Annotated in this window: 13 protein-coding genes and 1 pseudogene; 11 read left to right on the forward strand and 3 right to left on the reverse strand. The window is 39.0% G+C overall.

What is annotated here, in order from left to right; genetic code table 11:
* Positions 1 to 25: 25 nt before the first annotated feature.
* Positions 26 to 331 (reverse strand): annotated as a pseudogene (locus PD282_RS03625) (transposase); the annotation flags it as partial.
* A gap of 219 nt (positions 332 to 550) precedes the next feature.
* Between PD282_RS03625 and PD282_RS03630 the strand changes: the two are divergent.
* The 7 genes from PD282_RS03630 to PD282_RS03660 all read left to right on the forward strand — a co-directional run bounded on the left by PD282_RS03630 (position 551) and on the right by PD282_RS03660 (position 9,817).
* Complete coding sequence (locus PD282_RS03630; RefSeq protein ID WP_274649022.1) at positions 551 to 2,026, forward strand: ATP-binding protein; 1,476 nt, start codon at positions 551 to 553, stop codon at positions 2,024 to 2,026.
* The gene (locus PD282_RS03635; protein WP_338045156.1) at positions 2,019 to 4,664 is read left to right on the forward strand and encodes a Z1 domain-containing protein; all 2,646 of its coding nucleotides are present in this window, start codon (positions 2,019 to 2,021) and stop codon (positions 4,662 to 4,664) included. The genes PD282_RS03630 and PD282_RS03635 overlap by 8 nt, the downstream gene beginning before the upstream one ends.
* Before the next feature lie 31 nt (positions 4,665 to 4,695).
* Positions 4,696 to 5,706: a PD-(D/E)XK motif protein gene (locus PD282_RS03640; RefSeq protein ID WP_274649024.1), complete on the forward strand. Its 1,011-nt coding sequence runs from the start codon at positions 4,696 to 4,698 to the stop codon at positions 5,704 to 5,706.
* Between the two features lie 15 nt (positions 5,707 to 5,721).
* Complete coding sequence (locus tag PD282_RS03645) at positions 5,722 to 7,557, forward strand: AIPR family protein (RefSeq protein ID WP_274649025.1); 1,836 nt, start codon at positions 5,722 to 5,724, stop codon at positions 7,555 to 7,557.
* A 78-nt stretch (positions 7,558 to 7,635) separates the two neighbouring features.
* Positions 7,636 to 8,367, forward strand: coding sequence for an HhH-GPD family protein (locus PD282_RS03650; protein WP_274649026.1), 732 nt, complete (start codon positions 7,636 to 7,638; stop codon positions 8,365 to 8,367).
* A gap of 118 nt (positions 8,368 to 8,485) precedes the next feature.
* A complete protein-coding gene (locus tag PD282_RS03655; protein WP_274649027.1) occupies positions 8,486 to 8,872 on the forward strand; it encodes an HTH domain-containing protein in 387 nt (128 codons plus the stop codon).
* Between the two features lie 537 nt (positions 8,873 to 9,409).
* Positions 9,410 to 9,817, forward strand: coding sequence for an integrase core domain-containing protein (locus PD282_RS03660; RefSeq protein WP_274649028.1), 408 nt, complete (start codon positions 9,410 to 9,412; stop codon positions 9,815 to 9,817).
* A gap of 137 nt (positions 9,818 to 9,954) precedes the next feature.
* Here the strand turns inward: PD282_RS03660 and PD282_RS03665 are convergent, their stop codons facing one another.
* Positions 9,955 to 11,967: a Z1 domain-containing protein gene (locus tag PD282_RS03665; RefSeq protein WP_274649029.1), complete on the reverse strand. Its 2,013-nt coding sequence runs from the start codon at positions 11,965 to 11,967 to the stop codon at positions 9,955 to 9,957.
* A gap of 97 nt (positions 11,968 to 12,064) precedes the next feature.
* Between PD282_RS03665 and PD282_RS03670 the strand changes: the two genes are divergently transcribed.
* The 3 genes from PD282_RS03670 to PD282_RS03680 all read left to right on the forward strand — a co-directional run bounded on the left by PD282_RS03670 (position 12,065) and on the right by PD282_RS03680 (position 15,361).
* On the forward strand, positions 12,065 to 14,515 hold the full coding sequence (locus PD282_RS03670; RefSeq protein WP_274649030.1) for an HD domain-containing protein: 2,451 nt from the start codon (positions 12,065 to 12,067) through the stop codon (positions 14,513 to 14,515).
* Between the two features lie 313 nt (positions 14,516 to 14,828).
* A complete protein-coding gene (locus tag PD282_RS03675) occupies positions 14,829 to 15,038 on the forward strand; it encodes a DUF3934 family protein (RefSeq protein WP_274649031.1) in 210 nt (69 codons plus the stop codon).
* 38 nt (positions 15,039 to 15,076) lie between these two features.
* Positions 15,077 to 15,361, forward strand: a complete 285-nt coding sequence (locus PD282_RS03680) for a hypothetical protein (RefSeq protein ID WP_274655000.1) — start codon at positions 15,077 to 15,079, stop codon at positions 15,359 to 15,361.
* Between the two features lie 282 nt (positions 15,362 to 15,643).
* On the opposite strand, the gene PD282_RS03685 is transcribed toward PD282_RS03680, so the two are convergent.
* Positions 15,644 to 16,066, reverse strand: a complete 423-nt coding sequence (locus PD282_RS03685; protein WP_274649032.1) for a very short patch repair endonuclease — start codon at positions 16,064 to 16,066, stop codon at positions 15,644 to 15,646.
* 406 nt (positions 16,067 to 16,472) lie between these two features.
* Here PD282_RS03685 and PD282_RS03690 point away from each other — a divergent pair, with 406 nt between their 5' ends.
* Positions 16,473 to 17,441: an ABC transporter permease gene (locus tag PD282_RS03690; protein ID WP_420832344.1), complete on the forward strand. Its 969-nt coding sequence runs from the start codon at positions 16,473 to 16,475 to the stop codon at positions 17,439 to 17,441.

Here is a 17,441-nt window from a genome sequence, read left to right on the forward strand (position 1 = left end):
TGGGGAATTTTCAACTGATGTTGACACCTTCACATCTGCGTTTTTCAGCAATCTGTTCGGGGGACCAGGTTTGCTTCAGCTTGTCCTGAAGCGCTGATGCAAGCTCAGGCGTGAATTTACCAGCAGGTACGCTTGCAGCTCTCCGCTCCTGATACGCCTGTTGGGCTCTCAGGGCTCCATAACACGGACCTGATTGACTACGATTCAGTTCACGAGCAATGGTGGCGTGATGACGACCTAGCTGACAGGCAATCGCGCGTGTCGACCAGCCCAACCGATGCAGCGTCTCTAGTTGTCCACGTTCGATTATGCTAAGATGGGAGTAGCTCATGTTGGGTTCTCCTGTAGAAAAATGGTTGTGTGGTAACTTCCATTTTACACGAATCCCTTCATGGGCCTCTTTGTTGTTCTAGCTGTCGCACTTCATATTACAATCCGTCTTTTGAAAAAAAGGATAACGTTGTTACATAAAGGATATAGGTCTTCTATGTCGAATATTGCTGTATATATAATAATCGGAAATATTTATTAAAACATAGGAGTACCAACTATGAGTATAGTTATATCTCAGCCATCAGCTACCCCTATCGTCCATGCACTTCGTTCTCTAGGGTATAATGCAGGGACTGCAATAGCAGATTTGATTGATAACAGCCTAGATGCAAAAGCGACTAAAATCATTCTCCAATTTATGTGTTTTGGAAACGATGGTGCCATAATTATTGCGGATAATGGTCATGGAATGAATGAAGATACGCTTCAAGCTGCAATGAATATTGGTTCCAAAGACCCGCGTGCAGATAGGCAGCCAAATGAACTCGGAAGATTTGGTATGGGGCTGAAGACAGCCTCATTTTCTCTAGGTAAGCGCTTGAGTGTTCTTACAAAACAGAATGGAATTTATGCGCAGCGCTGCTGGGATCTAGATCATGTCTCCAAATGCAATGAATGGCAGCTGTTTACGGCGATTCCGGATGAAGTTAGGCAATTCATGTGCGATATTGAAGGTGATAGCGGCACAGTAATATGTATTGATAAACTGGATCGGTTTATGGGAGCGGGAGGCCTAAACACGATACATGAAAGCAGTTTCTATGCCAAAGTCCGTCGTATACATCATCACTTAGAGTTTGTTTTTCATTCAATCATAGAAAACGGTAAGGTTCAGGTTATCCTAAATGGAAACGAGCTAGATCCCTGGGACCCTTTTATGGTTAAACACCCTTCTACTCTGGAAGGTGAAACGCAGGTTCTAAACATAAATGGAAACAAAATTAAAGTAAAATATTATGTTCTTCCTCATGCTTCATTCTTAAATGAAATGGAATACAAAAGGGCAGGGGGCAGCAGAGGATGGAGAGATCATCAAGGCTTTTATATATATCGTGAGAATAGATTACTGCATTATGGAGATTGGTTGGGAATGTTTCAAAAGGATACTTCATCCCAACTGGCAAGAGTCCGAATCGATTTACCAAATGCTGCAGATGAAGATTGGCAGGTAGATATTAAAAAGTCTGCAGTTATTCCTCCAGATAATGCAAAAACAAGACTTGAAACAATTGCAAGATTTGTTCGTAAAATTTCGCGCGATGTCTTTTATTATCGGACTCAAGGGTCCCATCCTAGTCAAACCTTCAAAGGGAGTCTCAATACTTGGGAGTTATCAGGTAGCGATGAAGGGCAGCAATTTGTATTAAATAGAAATCACCCTATTTTATCAGAAATACAGAAAAAAATAGATGATGAAACTTCGAAGCTGCTTAACTTGTATTTAAAGTTTGTTCAGTTGGGGTCACCCAGTAATATAACCGATTCACCCAAAGTAGAGGAAGAATCAATTCAAATAGTTACCGATGCCATGAAAGAGTTAGTGATCCAGTTTGCTTCTACCTTAATTAAACTTCAAGTTGTACAAAATATGCAGCAGTTGATAGATGCACTTGTTACTCAACCTGCTTTTGATGTTTTAAATCGCAAAACGTTGAAATCAATTATAGAAGAGGCGAATGTCAGTCATGAATGAGGCGAAAAAGTTATTTGAAAACACTTTTGCGACTAATTATATGAATTTGAAGTCTGTTTTGCCCAGCCAAGAGAAAGCAGCTAAGAAGGCATTAGAATTTTCGAAGCTCGTAATTCAAGGTCAAAACATAGGAGAAAGTTTGGTTGAGCAGTGGTCGTTAGAAATGTATATGAAATTTAATGTTGGTTTTGACATCATAAAAACACCTGTATTACGTTCAGAAGAAGAGAGAAATTGGTACAGCCCCAAATTACTCTTTGGAGCTTTTTTTTGGACCCGTTACAGAGACTATTTAATTAGAGTCAAGAATTGGGATCAAGAGGCCGTTGACTCCATTGATGATTCAACAAACGAAATCATGCGATCCTTGGGCAACCCAGAGGATATTTATCCTTTTGACAAGCGTGGGCTTGTTTTAGGATATGTGCAATCTGGGAAAACTGCCAACTTCACAGGGTTAATTAATAAAGCTTACGATATTGGATATAAGTTGGTAATTGTGTTATCAGGGGTACATAATGACCTCCGGGCCCAGACACAGTTAAGATTAGATGAAGAAGTCATTGGCAGTAGAGTCGATAAGACTGGAAAGCCGGTTGGAGTTGCCCAAATCTATGCAAATACTCCTAATCATATTATTTCTTCTTGGACTACTGTGGAACGTGATATCTCGTCTGAACCAAGTGGTATTTTTAATTTGAATCAAAAAACTCTTATGGTTGTTAAAAAGAATAGTATTGTTCTGGAGTCGCTGAAAAATCAGCTCGAATACCAGAAGAAGTTATTTAGTTTAGATATTCCTGTCTTAATTATTGATGATGAAGCAGATCAGGCATCGGTTGATACCTCCAAGGATGAAGATCCAAAAACTATTAATAAGCTAATACGGCAGATATTGGAGGTATTCAACAGGAGATGTTATGTGGGTTATACAGCAACGCCCTTTGCAAATTTATTAATTAGTGCTGAGGCCAAAACGGAAGATGAAGGTAAGGATCTTTATCCAAAGGATTTTCTTGTTGGGCTCCCCAAACCTAAAGAATACTGTGGTCCAGAAGAATTCTTTAATGTTGAAGAAGAAGCAGACGATCCGCGCCCAAGTTTAATTCGCCCTTTAAGGGATGCGGATATAGAAGTCTTTACTGGAATTAAAACAAAAGGTGACGCTGATAAATTTGAAGAGGTTCCTCCTCAGATGGAGGAATCCATCTTGGCATTTCTTTTAACGATCGCTGTACGAAATCTGCGAGGTCAGCGGAACAAACATAATTCAATGCTTATTCATACCTCGCGTTTTAAAGATGTTCAGTCGAGTGTAAAAGACGGCGTTGACAAAGTATTCAAAGAAATTATTACGCAAATTCAATATAACGAAAATAGTATGATTGTAAACGCACTTAAAGAGCTTTATGAGAAAGATATAATTCCAACAAGCAAAGCATGGCCTGGTGACGTAAAAGAATTCAGCTGGGATGAGGTTTATCAGGAGCTTAAGGAAAGTTCTAACAAAGTCAGTGTTTTCGAAATAAATGGAAATAGTAAAGATGCATTAGACTATCACCAATATAAAGAGGACGGTTTAAACGTAATCGCAGTTGGCGGAGACAAGCTATCACGTGGACTTACGCTTGAGGGACTCAGCATTACCTACTATTTTAGGAATTCGTTAATGTACGATACTTTAATGCAGATGGGACGCTGGTTTGGTTATCGAAAGGGATATATGGACTTATGCAGAATCTACACTACCGCAGAGATTGCTTCTAATTTTGAACATCTTGCCATTGCCATGATTGAACTGCGGAGAGAATTTGATAGGCTGGCAAAAGCAAAAAAGACACCATTGGAATACGCAGTAAAAATGCTGAGTCATCCAACTATGACATTAACAAGTCCGTTAAAAATGAGAAATGCCTCTATAACAAATGTAATTTATAGACTGACCCTGCAGCAAACACGTATATATGAGAACAAGGAATCTTTTTTTTCTCACAATATGAAAGTAACAGAGACTTTAACAAATAAATTATCCTCCGATTTCCAAAAGACACGTATAGGCTCGGGGAAAACGGGTTACTACATGGCTCAGAAAGTTGGCGTCGATAAAGTATTAACATTCTTATCTGAATATAAAACCAGCCAAGGGGCTGATAAAGTTGATAGCACCAAGATTGTAAATTATATTCAGCAAGTTAATGATATTGGAGAGCTATTATATTGGACCGTAGCAGTAGTTGAAGGAGATCCAAGCGATAAGAGTGGTCTTGAGAAGTTTCCAGTACGACTTGGGACATTAGAGATTGGCTCAGCTGTAGTTCGTGGTGTTAATGCGGAAGAGTATAACAATCAAGCACAGGCGAAAATTGATATACGGGCTATAGTTGCTTCGCGGCAGGAATTTATTGATCTCGATCATGATGAAATAAAGAATATGAAAGACAAGCAAGAGATTAGAAAACTGAGACCAAATGAAAATGGGATGCTTCTTATTTACCCGCTTCACCCTAAAGTAAAAGTATTTGACGACTTAGGATTTGCCTTTTGTGAGAACATGGTACCGATTGGAATCGGAATCTCGTTTCCAGATTCAGTTTTAGATGATTCTAAGATTTATGAAGTAAATAAAACTATTAAGTAAGTATTCTCATATAGTAGGGAAGATGTGCTGAATGCTGAATCTTAAATTAGAATATGAGCAGATGATTAATGAAATAAACAACCAATCTCAGCAAGAAGTATACAAATTGAGGGTCCTAACGGCTGAAAATCCTATACTTTTTGCAGGTGTAGATACTGCAAGTATGACTAGGCAGTTGTATATTGATTTAGGTTTTGAATCTTGGGAGACAGATCAGCTTAAGGCACTTCCAAAATGGCGAGGTTTATCTATTCAAATTGAGTATTACGAAAAATTGGCATTATTGAGGGGCCATTATTTTCTTGTATTGAGGCAAGAGGCTGAACATGGTACAGAGATATTTGAAGTTGTACTGCAGAATGTCGTGGATCATTTGCTGCTAAGGGTAGAGAATGAATCAATATTTTCAGTAATATACAAGGTGCTTGAGAGATGGCGTGTATTTTTTCAAAAAGGCGGTTACCGTAAACTAACCGAAGAACAGCAACGGGGACTTTTTGGGGAGCTGTGGTATATACAGGATTGGCTTAATCGGTTTCCAACTTCTCCGCCACTTATAATTGAACAATGGGAAGGTCCAACTAGTGGTCGAATTGACTTTAAGCATTCTAAACGCGGTGTAGAGATTAAAACGGCATTAAATAAGTTAAACAAGACAATAAAAATTTCAAACGAAAATCAGTTAAGGTTGACCAATGCAGTTACTAGTATATATCTCTATGTTTGCTTTATAGAACCAAGCAAAACTCATGGCATTTCTCTATATTCCCTTGTTAATGAGGTTCGCAAAAAAATTGCAAGCCGCTCAGACCGCATGTTATTAAAGTTTAATGACCTTCTTGAGGATTTAAGGTTTAAAGAAAATGATTATACCGATGATTTCTTTTTTGTAGATAAAGTAGAGGTATATGAAGCCGCGGCGAACTTCCCAAGAATATTACAGGAAGATCTCCCAAAGGGAATATCTCATGTTAGCTACAGTATAGATCTTACACATTGTGCTGAATTTGAGAGAAAAGTAGAAGAGGTATTTGATTTGTGATGGGGGACTCATTAAATGCTGGAAAGCAGACAAAGAAGTGAATTCCTGAAGGGATTTCTTGAAGAAATAGAAGAGAGGGCAGCAAAAACAGGCGTTTACCTTGTGCCTTTTCTTGAAAAAATGCTGTTGTTTATGGAACGAGATGTTGAACCGGATATTTTAATTCCTCCATATGCACAAAATAAGATTGCTGTTAATGCATATTCATTTGATGAGAGTCAACGTGTTCTTGATCTATACGTAGCAAATTATAACTTCGAGCAGAATGAGCAGGATTTAATTTCAATAAGTATGACTATGTTGACCGATTTGGCTAATCAGGCTAAACGGTTTATTACGAATGCTAAAACATTGGCTCAAACAATCGATCATTCTCTGCAAGCTCGAGATTTGGCTGTACTAATATCTGAAAACATTAGTGATATCGATGAAGTAAATATTTTTGTTTTGACTAACATGTTCTATACTGCGAATAAACCTATTGAGCTATCTATCCCTGGTATTGAAACAGTCAATGTTCAAGTATGGGATATAGATCGCATTCTTCAAATGATATTGGCCGAGCAAGGAATCCAAACAATTCATATCGACTTCGAACATGAATTAGGACAGACTTTTGAAATGATGTATGTTCCTAATACTCAACATGAAGGAACCATGAATTATTTTTCATGTTATGTAGGTTTTATACCTGCCGAGCTGCTTGCGAAAGCATATGATCAATGGGGGTCTAAACTCGTTGAGCGGAATGTCAGATCCTTTCTGCAAGCGAAAGGCGGTACCAATAAGGGGATTTTGAAGACACTAAAAGATCCAAATGAGCGGCGAATGTTTGTCAGTTATAATAATGGTATCTCTAGTGTAGCTCGTGCAGGGGATATCGAGAAAATAAATGAAAACATTAATCTTTTCCGAATTCAAGGATTGACGGGCTGGCAAATTGTTAACGGTGGCCAAACGACTGCATCCATCCACCAGGCTTATAAGAGTGGAGTCGATTTAACGGATGTTTATGTTCAGGCCAAATTAACAATTCTACATGTTGAAGCAAATCAAGAAAAAGATCAGCAGCTTCTTGAAGATGAAATGGTATCAAATATTTCAAAGTATGCGAATACACAGAATAAAATAAATAACTCTGACTTGCTAGCCAACTCTAGGTTTATGTCTGACTTAGAGAAATTTTCTAGGGATACATGGATACCGACTAACGATGGACGTAAAGCTGAGAGCAAATGGTACTTTGAACGCGCGAGAGGTCAATATGCAGTTGATTTGAATAGACGTAAACGTGGTAAGGAACAGAATGAATTTAAAAAGCAGTACCCAAGTGAAAAGGTGATTACCAAAGTTGACTTAGCTAAACATTTTATGTCATGCGAAGGTTTTCCACACATATCAAGTAAAGGTGGAGAAGAGGCCTTTAAGCGGTTTATGGAGCAAAACAAGCAGTATTGGAAATACGATAAGGATGAAAACGATGAGCTCATTCCATTGAGTGAAGTAACAATCGAGGTTTATCAAAAACTAATAGCAAGAACGATTATTAATTTCCATGTCACCGATATTGTGGAATCTATGCGACTACAGGGGTATAGAGCAAATGTAATTTATTATACTGTGGCTATGCTCCATCATATTTATGGAAAAAGGATAGAGCTGCTGGATGTATGGAATAGGCAAACACTTTCCGATAAATGGGATGAAGTAATACGGATTATTGCAGATAAGGCATTATTCTTCCTTCGCGATTCTGCCGGTGATCGAAATGTAACTCAATGGGCTAAGCAGGAAGCCTGCTGGGTGCAGTTTAAAGATGAATATACGAAGCAATTGAGTAATATCATTTGATTTCGAAATAAATAAAAACACTCACTACCGGGGACTGGTATGAGTGTTTTATTAATTATTATTGGACGTTAATAAACGGTGGGAATTTATAAGTCTAAATTATTTACGCTGCTGATATGGGTAAGAATAGAACATAATACGAAAAACAGAAGTGGTGAAAAAATGAGAGAAGACTCTTTTTTTTGGGAAAGTTTGCTGGCATGGTATTCCGAAAATGGTCGGCACCACTTCCCTTGGCGAAATACGAAAGAACCTTTTCGAATTTTATTAGCAGAATTTTTGCTTCAACAGACACACGTACGTAAAGTTCAGGAAGTGTATGAACAGTTGCTGCTTAAATATCCTGATATAAGTGAACTAGCAAGGGCAAATATTGAAACAGTGGAAGAAATCATTGCTCCTATTGGGCTAAGATACCGGGCAGAAAGACTAATAAAAACCGCTGAGATAATCCGCAACCAGCATAACGGTAATGTTCCAAACGATTATAAAGAATTAACTAAGCTTCCTGGGATTGGTGATTATATTGCAAATGCTATCCTCTGCTATGCATTTGACCAACCGGTTGTTCCAATTGATACGAATGTTATTCGGCTCTTTACAAGATATTTCGGTTATACATCTAAGAATCCGAGACCTCGAATGGACAAGGAGTTAGCGTCTAAAATAAGGTCCCATTTTGAAGGGATGGACAGTACAAGAGCAGCTAATTTAGCAGTGCTTGATCTTGCAGGTGTAGTGTGTACTGACAAAAAACCAAAGCATTTACAATGCCCAATTAGTCAAGAGTGTTCTTTTTTTTCTAAATGAAAAAGATAGCTAACTCATTTGTGAACTGTGACCCGTAAGATGGACACTTTGAAAAAAGTGCCCTCTTGTGGGTCATTTGTGTTTTAATCAGATTAGAAGAGTTGTGGGGATGTAGATCATGGGGAAAATCAGACGAGTTTTTACGGAGCAAGAGATTAAGGTAATAGAGTCGAATCCATCCGTACTTCGCGTATCGGAGAAAAATATCACGTATTCCCCTTCCTTTAAGATTACAGCTGTTCAAGCCAATCAAACGGGGCGTACACCAATGGAGATTTTCATACTGGCAGGATTTAACGTTGAACTTATCGGACAGGAGACGCCAAAGAGATGTCTGGAGCGTTGGCGTAAAATGTATGCTTATTCGGGTGAAGCCGGACTGCTGGAAGAGCGCAGGGGGAAAGGAAGCACAGGAAGACCGATCAGCAGTGAGATAGCGGTTGAGGAAAAACTCCGTCTTGCTGAGGCACGTATCAAGCCCTGGAAGCCGAGAACGAACTCTTAAAAAAGCTAGAAGCGCTCGAAAGGCACAAAGACAACAATGAATTACTAACGTCTTCCGAGCGCTTTCAGCTGATCAACCAGGTCGTTCGTAAGCATGGTTTGAGACGTGTAATCCGCTATCTATGTGGGCTTGCTGAGGTAAGCGCAAGTGGGTATTATCGCTGGTTCACGGCGGAAGAACACCGCCAACTTCGAGAGGCTGCCGATGAATGAGACTTTTAGCTTATTAAGGCGCACTTTGATGCACTTAGATGGAAGGCAGGCGCGCTTTTCATAAAGATGAGGTAGAACGTCTTAATGGGATCGTTATGAACCACAAGAAAATTCGTCGTTTGATGCGGAAATTTAGATTGGTTGCTGTCATACGACAAGCTAATCCCTATCGTAAAATGGCTAATGCCACACAAGAGCATCGTACCTGCCCGAACATCCTGAAGCGTCAGTTTGACCCAGGGAGAGCCTGAAATGGTATTGCTAACAGACATTACTTATATGCGTTATGGAAATGGCCAGTGGGCTTATTTGTCCTGTGTAAAGGATGGTGCAAAGAAATCTTAGCTCACTACCTATCATCCTCTTGGAATTGTCTCTTGTTAAACGAACACTTAGACGGCTGCTTAACCGTTTAGATGGGGAAGTACACTCTGAGACTATCTTTCATTCTGACCAGGGATTTCATTACACGCATCCTGATGTTCGTTCCCTGATTGCCAAAGCTGGATTCAAACAATCCATGTCACGGAAGGGAAGCTGCTGGGATAATGCTTCGATGGAGACGTTCTTGAGACATATGAAAGATGAATTAGAGCTCAAGGATTGCTCATCCCTTCAAGAACTACGAGTTCGTGTCAACGAGTACATCACTTACTATAATACCGAACGGGTTCAATGGACATTAAAAAAGATGACTCCTGATGAATACAGAAGCCATCTCATTGGTGCTTGATAAATATCGCCCCTTTTCAAAAGGATCCACAAATGGGGTCACAGTTCATTGTGTACTTCCAGTCATTTTATCAGTAAAAGCTAAATCGTAAGCGGATACTTCCGATTAGCTTCTACTAATCAGGCGAGCAACGCAAATCAATTATTATCGAGATTATAAAGGATATTGTGGTCAGATGGAAATTTGAATAAGGGGACCCAAAATTTTTCGCCATCCCAATCTTTTTCTTTACTGCCGACTATCCTATATAGAATTAATATAGGTTTATCATCTAAACCTATATTTCTAAAATAGTCGTTAGCTTCTTCAGATAAAATTGCACCAATGCCTTCACGCGTCTCGCTAAAGCCAATGTCATTATCTAGAGAATAGAAAAAAAGACCGCTCTTCTTATCTTTCTCAATAAGCCAATCAAGGTATTGAGTGATTACTTTGCTATTCCATCCTCCATTTTTTAATACAGTTATTTTATTTAAAAGTAGTTTCATTTCTTCTAACGAAATATCATATAAGGTTTTGCTATTAGGGAATTTACTCTTAACTACCTTATTGATACCTTTTGTAGTATCTTCAACAAATCCCTTACGAAATTCAGGTACTTTAGGGAAATATATGGCCCCAGCTTGAAATGCTCCTACAGCTTTCGGTATTACATTTGGACGAGTAGGTTTTATTTTATTGAAATCCAAATATAGAGTATTTTGTATTCCTTTTTTTGCTATTATTTCTCTCTGTGTTTTATCATGAATTGAAACTGTTTCAAATAGATCTACAAGGTCGTTCGGGATAAATATGCGAGTAACATCTAAATCTACAGATCTATAGCCACACATTCTCGCATGTTGAATAAGAGTATCAACTTGTGGGGTAGCTGAATGTCTACCGTAATAAGTTGTTAAAAGTCTTGGGATTGTTAATCCTCTACTAAATTTGTTACCACCAATTAAAATATTATATCGGTAATTAGAAGCCACTTCATTATCTGTGGAGGAATTTAGAACCCTGACACTACTATTAACAAGATTTCGTGATAGTGTTATTAATACCTTTTCGAAATTTAATTCCTTGGTATTAAAAGTTTTACTTAAATCTAAGAATTCTTCTTTCAATGTTTTTAATATATCATTCTCAACTTTATGCTTAATGGTTACTTTCAAATCAGTTTTAAATCTGTCAATAAAGTATTTTATTTTTTCATGCACTTTCTGTAAAGGGCTTATATGACATAAAAAAGTATAGCTGGTTGGTTTCTTCGTTGTTTGTTCTGTCATAATCTTTAGAGTGGCTGCAATATAAAATGAGCATAGAGCTTGCTTCAAACCAGCAGGCACGTTGAAATCAATATAATCATTATTTTCTTCATCAGTAAATAAGTTTATTTCGTCTTTTTTTAATTCTCTAATTACGGTGTCTTTATTATCAAGAAATAAAGTCTCAATACCAATATAACCATTTCCGACTGTAGCTAACTCAACAAAACTAGGTGATAAGAAATCTTTCTGCAATATTATTGCTTGAGGTGTGGCTGTAACCTGTAAAAATAAATTTAGATCTAAAGCTGAAATAATATTGTTCAGATATTGATTTATAGTGCTAGGTGGTCTGTCTTCATATCGTTGGTTTGTATTTAATCCAACAGCGTCAGCTTCATCATCAATAATCAGACTAGGTATATTGTGTATTTCATATTGATCCAAAAATTCTAGTAATTTTGTTAAGTCTGAAGAATTTTTTTTGCATACAACGACTATACCTTCATCATTTATTGTTTCTTCTACGTATTCGTGCGGTTCAAGCATTAATGTACTTATTTGGTTAACGTACATTCCTGGTAAAGATTCTTGGGATCTTTTTAAAGTTTGTTGTTGTAGGTCGTTGTTGTTATCCGTAAGTAGTATGAAGAATTTGTAGCTGTTGTCCGCGGCAAGTGCAATTGTCATATTAATAATATTGGTTTTCCCGCTTTGGACAAGACCATATAAGAGACCTAACTTACTGCTTTTATCATAGTTTGGGGATGGAGCATGTTGAAATATCTTTTTCGCAGTGGAAATTAAGTCAACAGTCGACTGTTCCCCAATCTCCTCTATAACAACTCTCTTAAAGTTATCCACGTGGAATCCATCTTCAACTAAATCTATAAGGTTCATTCCTTAATCTCCTTAGTAGTTTTTCTACCTTATACGCCTAATTATATGGTATCATTTTACATAGGAAAATAGTAGTAAAAAGGGGATAGAAAATTTAATGACTAACATAGTTGCGGATAGTTGGAGATCTGAGGTAACTGATAAACTGAACAATTCAGTATTTTATGATGTTTTAAAAAGAAGGTCTGACGTGGCAGTTAATGCGCTAGTTTCCATTATTGATAGTGCTTGTTATTATGCGTATCAAAGAACAAAAATAATTATCAGATATATGGAACAATACACTTTACACGACGGAGATCACCTTTTTAACGTTTTGAACTTAATGGAAAGGCTTATACCAGTTGATGAAGTAAATGATTTGAGCAATTTAGAGATTGCATTATTAATTTTAAGTGCTTTTTATCATGATATTGGTATGGCACCAGATGCAAGGGAAGTAGATGTTTGGCTTGGTCGTGTTAGCAAGGAAGACATGAGTCCTTATGAAATACAACAAAAAGAGAAATATGATAGGTATTGCGCTGCAAACCCATCATTACAAAGAAAAATAAGAAGAAATATTGCATCCGGAAATCATCAGCAGGTAAATCTTCTTGAAAAGCATCGGCTATCAGAATGGATAAGAAAAACTCATGCTGATCGAGCTAAGGAAATTGTTAATTCTCAAAGATCAAGGTTTGTTTACAAAAATTATAATTTTGCATCCGTACTAGGAAAGATTTGCTTAAGTCATAATGAGAACACATATTCGTTGCTTCGAAATGATCAACATGTTCATCCTAATTTACTCGTATCTACTGATGAATACGTAAATGCTCCATATATTGCAATTATATTAAGAATAGCTGATTTATTTGATTTTGATTCCAAGAGGACTCCAAAAGTCTTATTTGACCATATTGGAGTTAAGCATCCTGTAAGTCTTGAAGAATGGAAAAAGCACAGATCAATTGATGGGTGGAGTTTATCGAATGAACAAATAACTTTTTCAGCTACATGTGATCACCCTGCTATTGAAAGATCTATAAAAGATTTCTGTGTATACATTGAGCAAGAGATTACAAGTTGTCAGGCTGTTTTAAGAGAATTAAATTATTCTTTTGACAGAAGACATTTAAGAGATAAGTATAAGCTTAATGTACCTAATATAGTAAAACCACAAATTAGAATTGCTGAAGATGATAATGGGAATCCTAAATATCATTACATCGATGCATATTTTAAATTAAACCAATCTGAGATTATAGAGCTTTTAATGGGTACAAATCTTTATGGTAATACAGCATTCGCTTTAAGGGAATTGCTCCAAAATTCATTAGACACTTGTCGCTTTCGCTCAATAAAAGAAAATGACTGGGGTAATACATATAGACCTCTTATAAACATTAGGTTTAAAAGAGAGGAACACACCGATATCTTAGAAATAGAAGATAACGGCATGGGAATGGATGAAAATATTATTAAAAAGTACTTTTCAAATGTGGGTTCTTCGTATTATAGATCTGATGAGTTCTATCAAGATATAGCTACTGCATCTGATTCTTTCACTCCTATTTCTAAGTTTGGTATTGGTTTTTTATCAGCATTTATGGTTTCTGACTCAATTGAAGTAGATACGGTAAGAAAAGTAGACCGTTATCAAGTCTCTGAAAACCCATTAAATATTGAAATCGAAGGAGAGTCAGGTGTATTTTTAGCAAAAATTGGATCCAGGGAACATCCTGGAACTAAGATTAAATTATTTTTAAAGGATGGACATCCATTTGGAAATACGGGTGATCAAGAAGCTGACTCAAAGTTGTTAAATATATTAAATGAGGTTATTCGCTACAACTCTACTAAGATTATCGTTGAGACAGATGAATTTACTGTAGAGTATGATTCTTACGGACAGGAAATTGAAATGTGCATAGGGGACGATTTAACCGAATACCTAAAAGAAATTTATATACCACTTGATGGCCTTATTGAAGGATTATCAGGGAATATAAGATGCTTATTTTTGTTCAATGAAAAAATAGTGACAGAGATATCCATGCCAACAATAAATTATACAGATGATGATAGAACTATTAATGAATTTAAAAGGAGTTTTGTTTCTGATTCGGGATCTATACATGAGGTTATAACTTTTGTTACAAATACTACAAGCACTGTAGCTATCCCATCAAAAGGCTTTTTAACAATGGGGGGGATATGTATTAATGATAATTTATTTAATGTCGGTGAAAATAATAATTCAGCCAATATAGATTGGCCCTTTCCAGTTATTTACGATATAAAATTATCTGGTGAATTGGTTGTTAATTTAACAGCGTCGAGGAATAAAATCATTATTGATGAAAAATGGTCAGAATTTGTTGATTCATTATCTAAAATAGTTGCTATTAGATTAATTGAAGCAATTGATGATGAAGAAATAATCAAAAGCGTATTTCAATTAATTAATGGATATTCTGGAGCTCATGACTTGGAAAAGCATTTGCTTTTTCAATATGGCCAATTTATTTCTCAAAAAGCCATACAGCGAGTGAGAGGGAACTAGATTGATCAAATTGATTTTTAGCACTTTCAGAGTACAAAATAATTAGTTCCTAGACCATATTCAATAATCCATTCAACGCTGTTTTTGTTATTAGGTATTGATTCTTGTTGTTGACACCTTGTTGACGAACGTCGTCAACAAGCAATCAAACGCAAACAAAACGAACAATACGCTAATGTTAAAACCCTTATATATCAAGGGTCTTAACCAACTAACACAGAACCCAAACAACACCCACATGCTCCCGCATACGGTGCATGTGATGCTGCGTATTGCTCGAAAGTGAATAAAGCCCTATAATGGAGTGATGAGTTTGAGTAAAGCAAAAGGCAAGGGCGGAACTGGCAGGGGAACGGACAAAAAGGGCTGGAATCGCTGGCAGGCCAGTGCCAATAGAAAAAAGAACGCACCTAAGCCCTATAAGAGCAAAGGCACGAAAAGTGGAGATGGAGCATCAGCTAACAGTAGTTCCAAAAGCGGGACTTCCCGGCTTTCACCGAGCAAGCCGCAAGAAAATCAATAATCAGATTAAGGAGTGTTGGATTGAGAAAACAAAAACCAATGTCGTTTGATGAACTGCTGCAGGATTTAAAAGACCAGAAAACAAATGGGCGGGCTCCGAATTCGTTCGATCAGCTGTTCAACGAGTCATTCATGAGCAAGTTTACCCGCTGTAGCAGTTTTGGAGAGTTTTTAGAGAAAGGCAATTTTCAAGTCAGAACCGATGAAGACATCAACAACATTGTGGGCGAACTCTTCGACCGTCATGTAGCGCGGGAGACGGATTTCCCCGATTGGAAAGCGATGCTGGATCGGGCGAATGCGGAGCATGCCCATAAAAAGTGATCTTCCTTCAGATCGCATGACGGCATCTCCTTCCCGGAAGGATTGTGAAAAAGAACAAGGAAATCGTAGCAGCACAACCTGCACGAATTCCTGTTCTTTTTTCACTTTGGCGAGAAAAATCCGATCCAATCAGCTATGGACCGAATGAACGGAAGATGCCATGGAATTCCGGACCTAGAACGCAAGATGCGGGTTCTATTTTTTCGTTTTGTTGCTGAACTTGATTTGACAGCCTCATTGGGCTTGACTCGGAATTGCACGGCGGCATGCGCGGTGCCTTTACTAAAGTCTTTTTTGGACAGACTGTTGTTTAGCCATCATAACTGTCTTGCAAATTTGATCGATAATCGAAACAAAATTAGCTTTAAGATCATGCTCCCAGACCCGTATTAACACCCATTCATTATTAACGTAATATTGAGTAACTTCCAAGTCTCTTTCGATGTTGCGGCTTATTTTTTTTGTCCAATAATCAGGATTTTTAGACGGCAACTTATAATGACTTTTACAACCGTGCCAGAAGCATGAGTCAATGAAAATGACTACTTTATACTTTTTAATTGCAATATCGGGTTTTCCATACAATGAAAGAACATTTTTTCGAAATCTATAGCCATTTTTCCAAAGAGCCTTTGAGACGGATTGTTCTAATTTAGTGTTTTTACCTCTTATTTTCCCCATTAATTGGCTTCTGAGATGCTTCACCGGGCATTCAACTAGAACCAAAGGGACGAATAAAAGGATCTTTTTCCTGGGAGGCTCCTTTTTTATATATTCGGCCCTTTGTCAACTTATCGGCGTCTACGAGTTTCCCGATTCATGCGCTAATCCGATTGACTTGTATCCCGCTAGCCAGCTTCCGCTAAAACGAATTATTCGTCATTGTAATGCCCCTTACAACAAAACAACCCTATTCCCTCGTTCCCCAAACTCCCACCCATCGTTCCCCCAAACGCCCGCCGCGCCTTCCGGTCCCTAATGATTATTGCAGGTCCCTGCGCATTATCCGCCTGCCGGCCTGAGCGGCCGAAGTGATTATAGACTACACTCGAACACGCGTCGTATGCTTGGATGAAACTAAGCGTCAGGGGAGGCGTGTTTGTTGAGTAAAATGGTTGTGCCCGGTGCCCATTCCCTGTCCGGAGGCGGGACGGCCGCGGCGGGCAGCCGCCCGAGGCCAGAACGGCTGGGTCGGATCATCAAGAACCGGTGGCTGTATGTGCTGCTGCTGCCGGGAGCGCTCTACTTTGCGCTGTTCAAATATTGGCCGATGTGGGGGATCGTCATTTCGTTCCAGAACTATCAGCCCTTTCTCGGGATCAGCGGCAGCGAGTGGGTCGGCTTCGAGCATTTCCGGCGGTTTTTTACCGACGATCAGTTCTGGACGCTGCTGCGAAATACCTCGGTGCTCGCCGTGCTGAACATCGTGTTCTTCTTCCCGCTGCCGATCGTGATCGCGCTCATGCTGAACGAGCTGCGCAGCGGGCTGTACAAGCGGTTTCTGCAAACGCTGATTTACGTGCCGCATTTTGTCTCGTGGGTCGTCGTCGTCGGTGTGGTCTACATCTTCTTCAGCACGGAGGAGGGCATCTTCAACCAGCTGCTGGCGCAGCTCGGCTTTCACAAGATTAATTTCCTGCTCAGCAAGGCCTGGTTTCCGGTGATGATTACCGCCGAGGTCATCTGGAAGGAGACGGGCTGGGGAACGATCATCTTCCTCGCGGCGCTGGCCGCCGTGGACGTCAGCCTGTACGAGTCGGCGCGGCTCGACGGGGCGGGGCGCTGGCGGCAGATGTGGCACGTGACGCTGCCCGGCATCCGCGGGACGATTATCATTTTGTTCATTTTGCGGCTGGGCCAGTTTCTCGATACGAGCTTCGAGCAGATTTTCCTGATGGTCAATTCGGCCAACCGCGAGGTCGGGGACGTGTACGACACGTACGTCTACATGACCGGCATCCGGCAGGGGCAGTTCAGCTACAGCGCCGCGGTCGGGCTGTTCAAGTCGGTCGTCGGGCTGGTGCTCGTCCTGCTGGCCAACAAGCTTGCCAAAAAATCGGGCGAAGAGGGGGTTTTCTGA

It is taken from the genome of Paenibacillus humicola (genome assembly GCF_028826105.1).
Taxonomy (GTDB): domain Bacteria; phylum Bacillota; class Bacilli; order Paenibacillales; family Paenibacillaceae; genus Paenibacillus_Z; species Paenibacillus_Z humicola.

Bases quoted from the DNA above. Each gene is read 5' to 3' on its own strand.
- PD282_RS03630 (WP_274649022.1), top strand. From the start codon at position 551: ATGAGTATAGTTATATCTCAGCCATCAGCTACCCCTATCGTCCATGCA.
- PD282_RS03635 (WP_338045156.1), top strand. From the start codon at position 2,019: ATGAATGAGGCGAAAAAGTTATTTGAAAACACTTTTGCGACTAATTAT.
- PD282_RS03640 (WP_274649024.1), top strand. From the start codon at position 4,696: ATGCTGAATCTTAAATTAGAATATGAGCAGATGATTAATGAAATAAAC.
- PD282_RS03645 (WP_274649025.1), top strand. From the start codon at position 5,722: ATGCTGGAAAGCAGACAAAGAAGTGAATTCCTGAAGGGATTTCTTGAA.
- PD282_RS03655 (WP_274649027.1), top strand. From the start codon at position 8,486: ATGGGGAAAATCAGACGAGTTTTTACGGAGCAAGAGATTAAGGTAATA.
- PD282_RS03660 (WP_274649028.1), top strand. From the start codon at position 9,410: ATGGTGCAAAGAAATCTTAGCTCACTACCTATCATCCTCTTGGAATTG.
- PD282_RS03665 (WP_274649029.1), bottom strand. From the start codon at position 11,967: ATGAACCTTATAGATTTAGTTGAAGATGGATTCCACGTGGATAACTTT.
- PD282_RS03670 (WP_274649030.1), top strand. From the start codon at position 12,065: ATGACTAACATAGTTGCGGATAGTTGGAGATCTGAGGTAACTGATAAA.
- PD282_RS03680 (WP_274655000.1), top strand. From the start codon at position 15,077: ATGTCGTTTGATGAACTGCTGCAGGATTTAAAAGACCAGAAAACAAAT.
- PD282_RS03690 (WP_420832344.1), top strand. From the start codon at position 16,473: ATGGTTGTGCCCGGTGCCCATTCCCTGTCCGGAGGCGGGACGGCCGCG.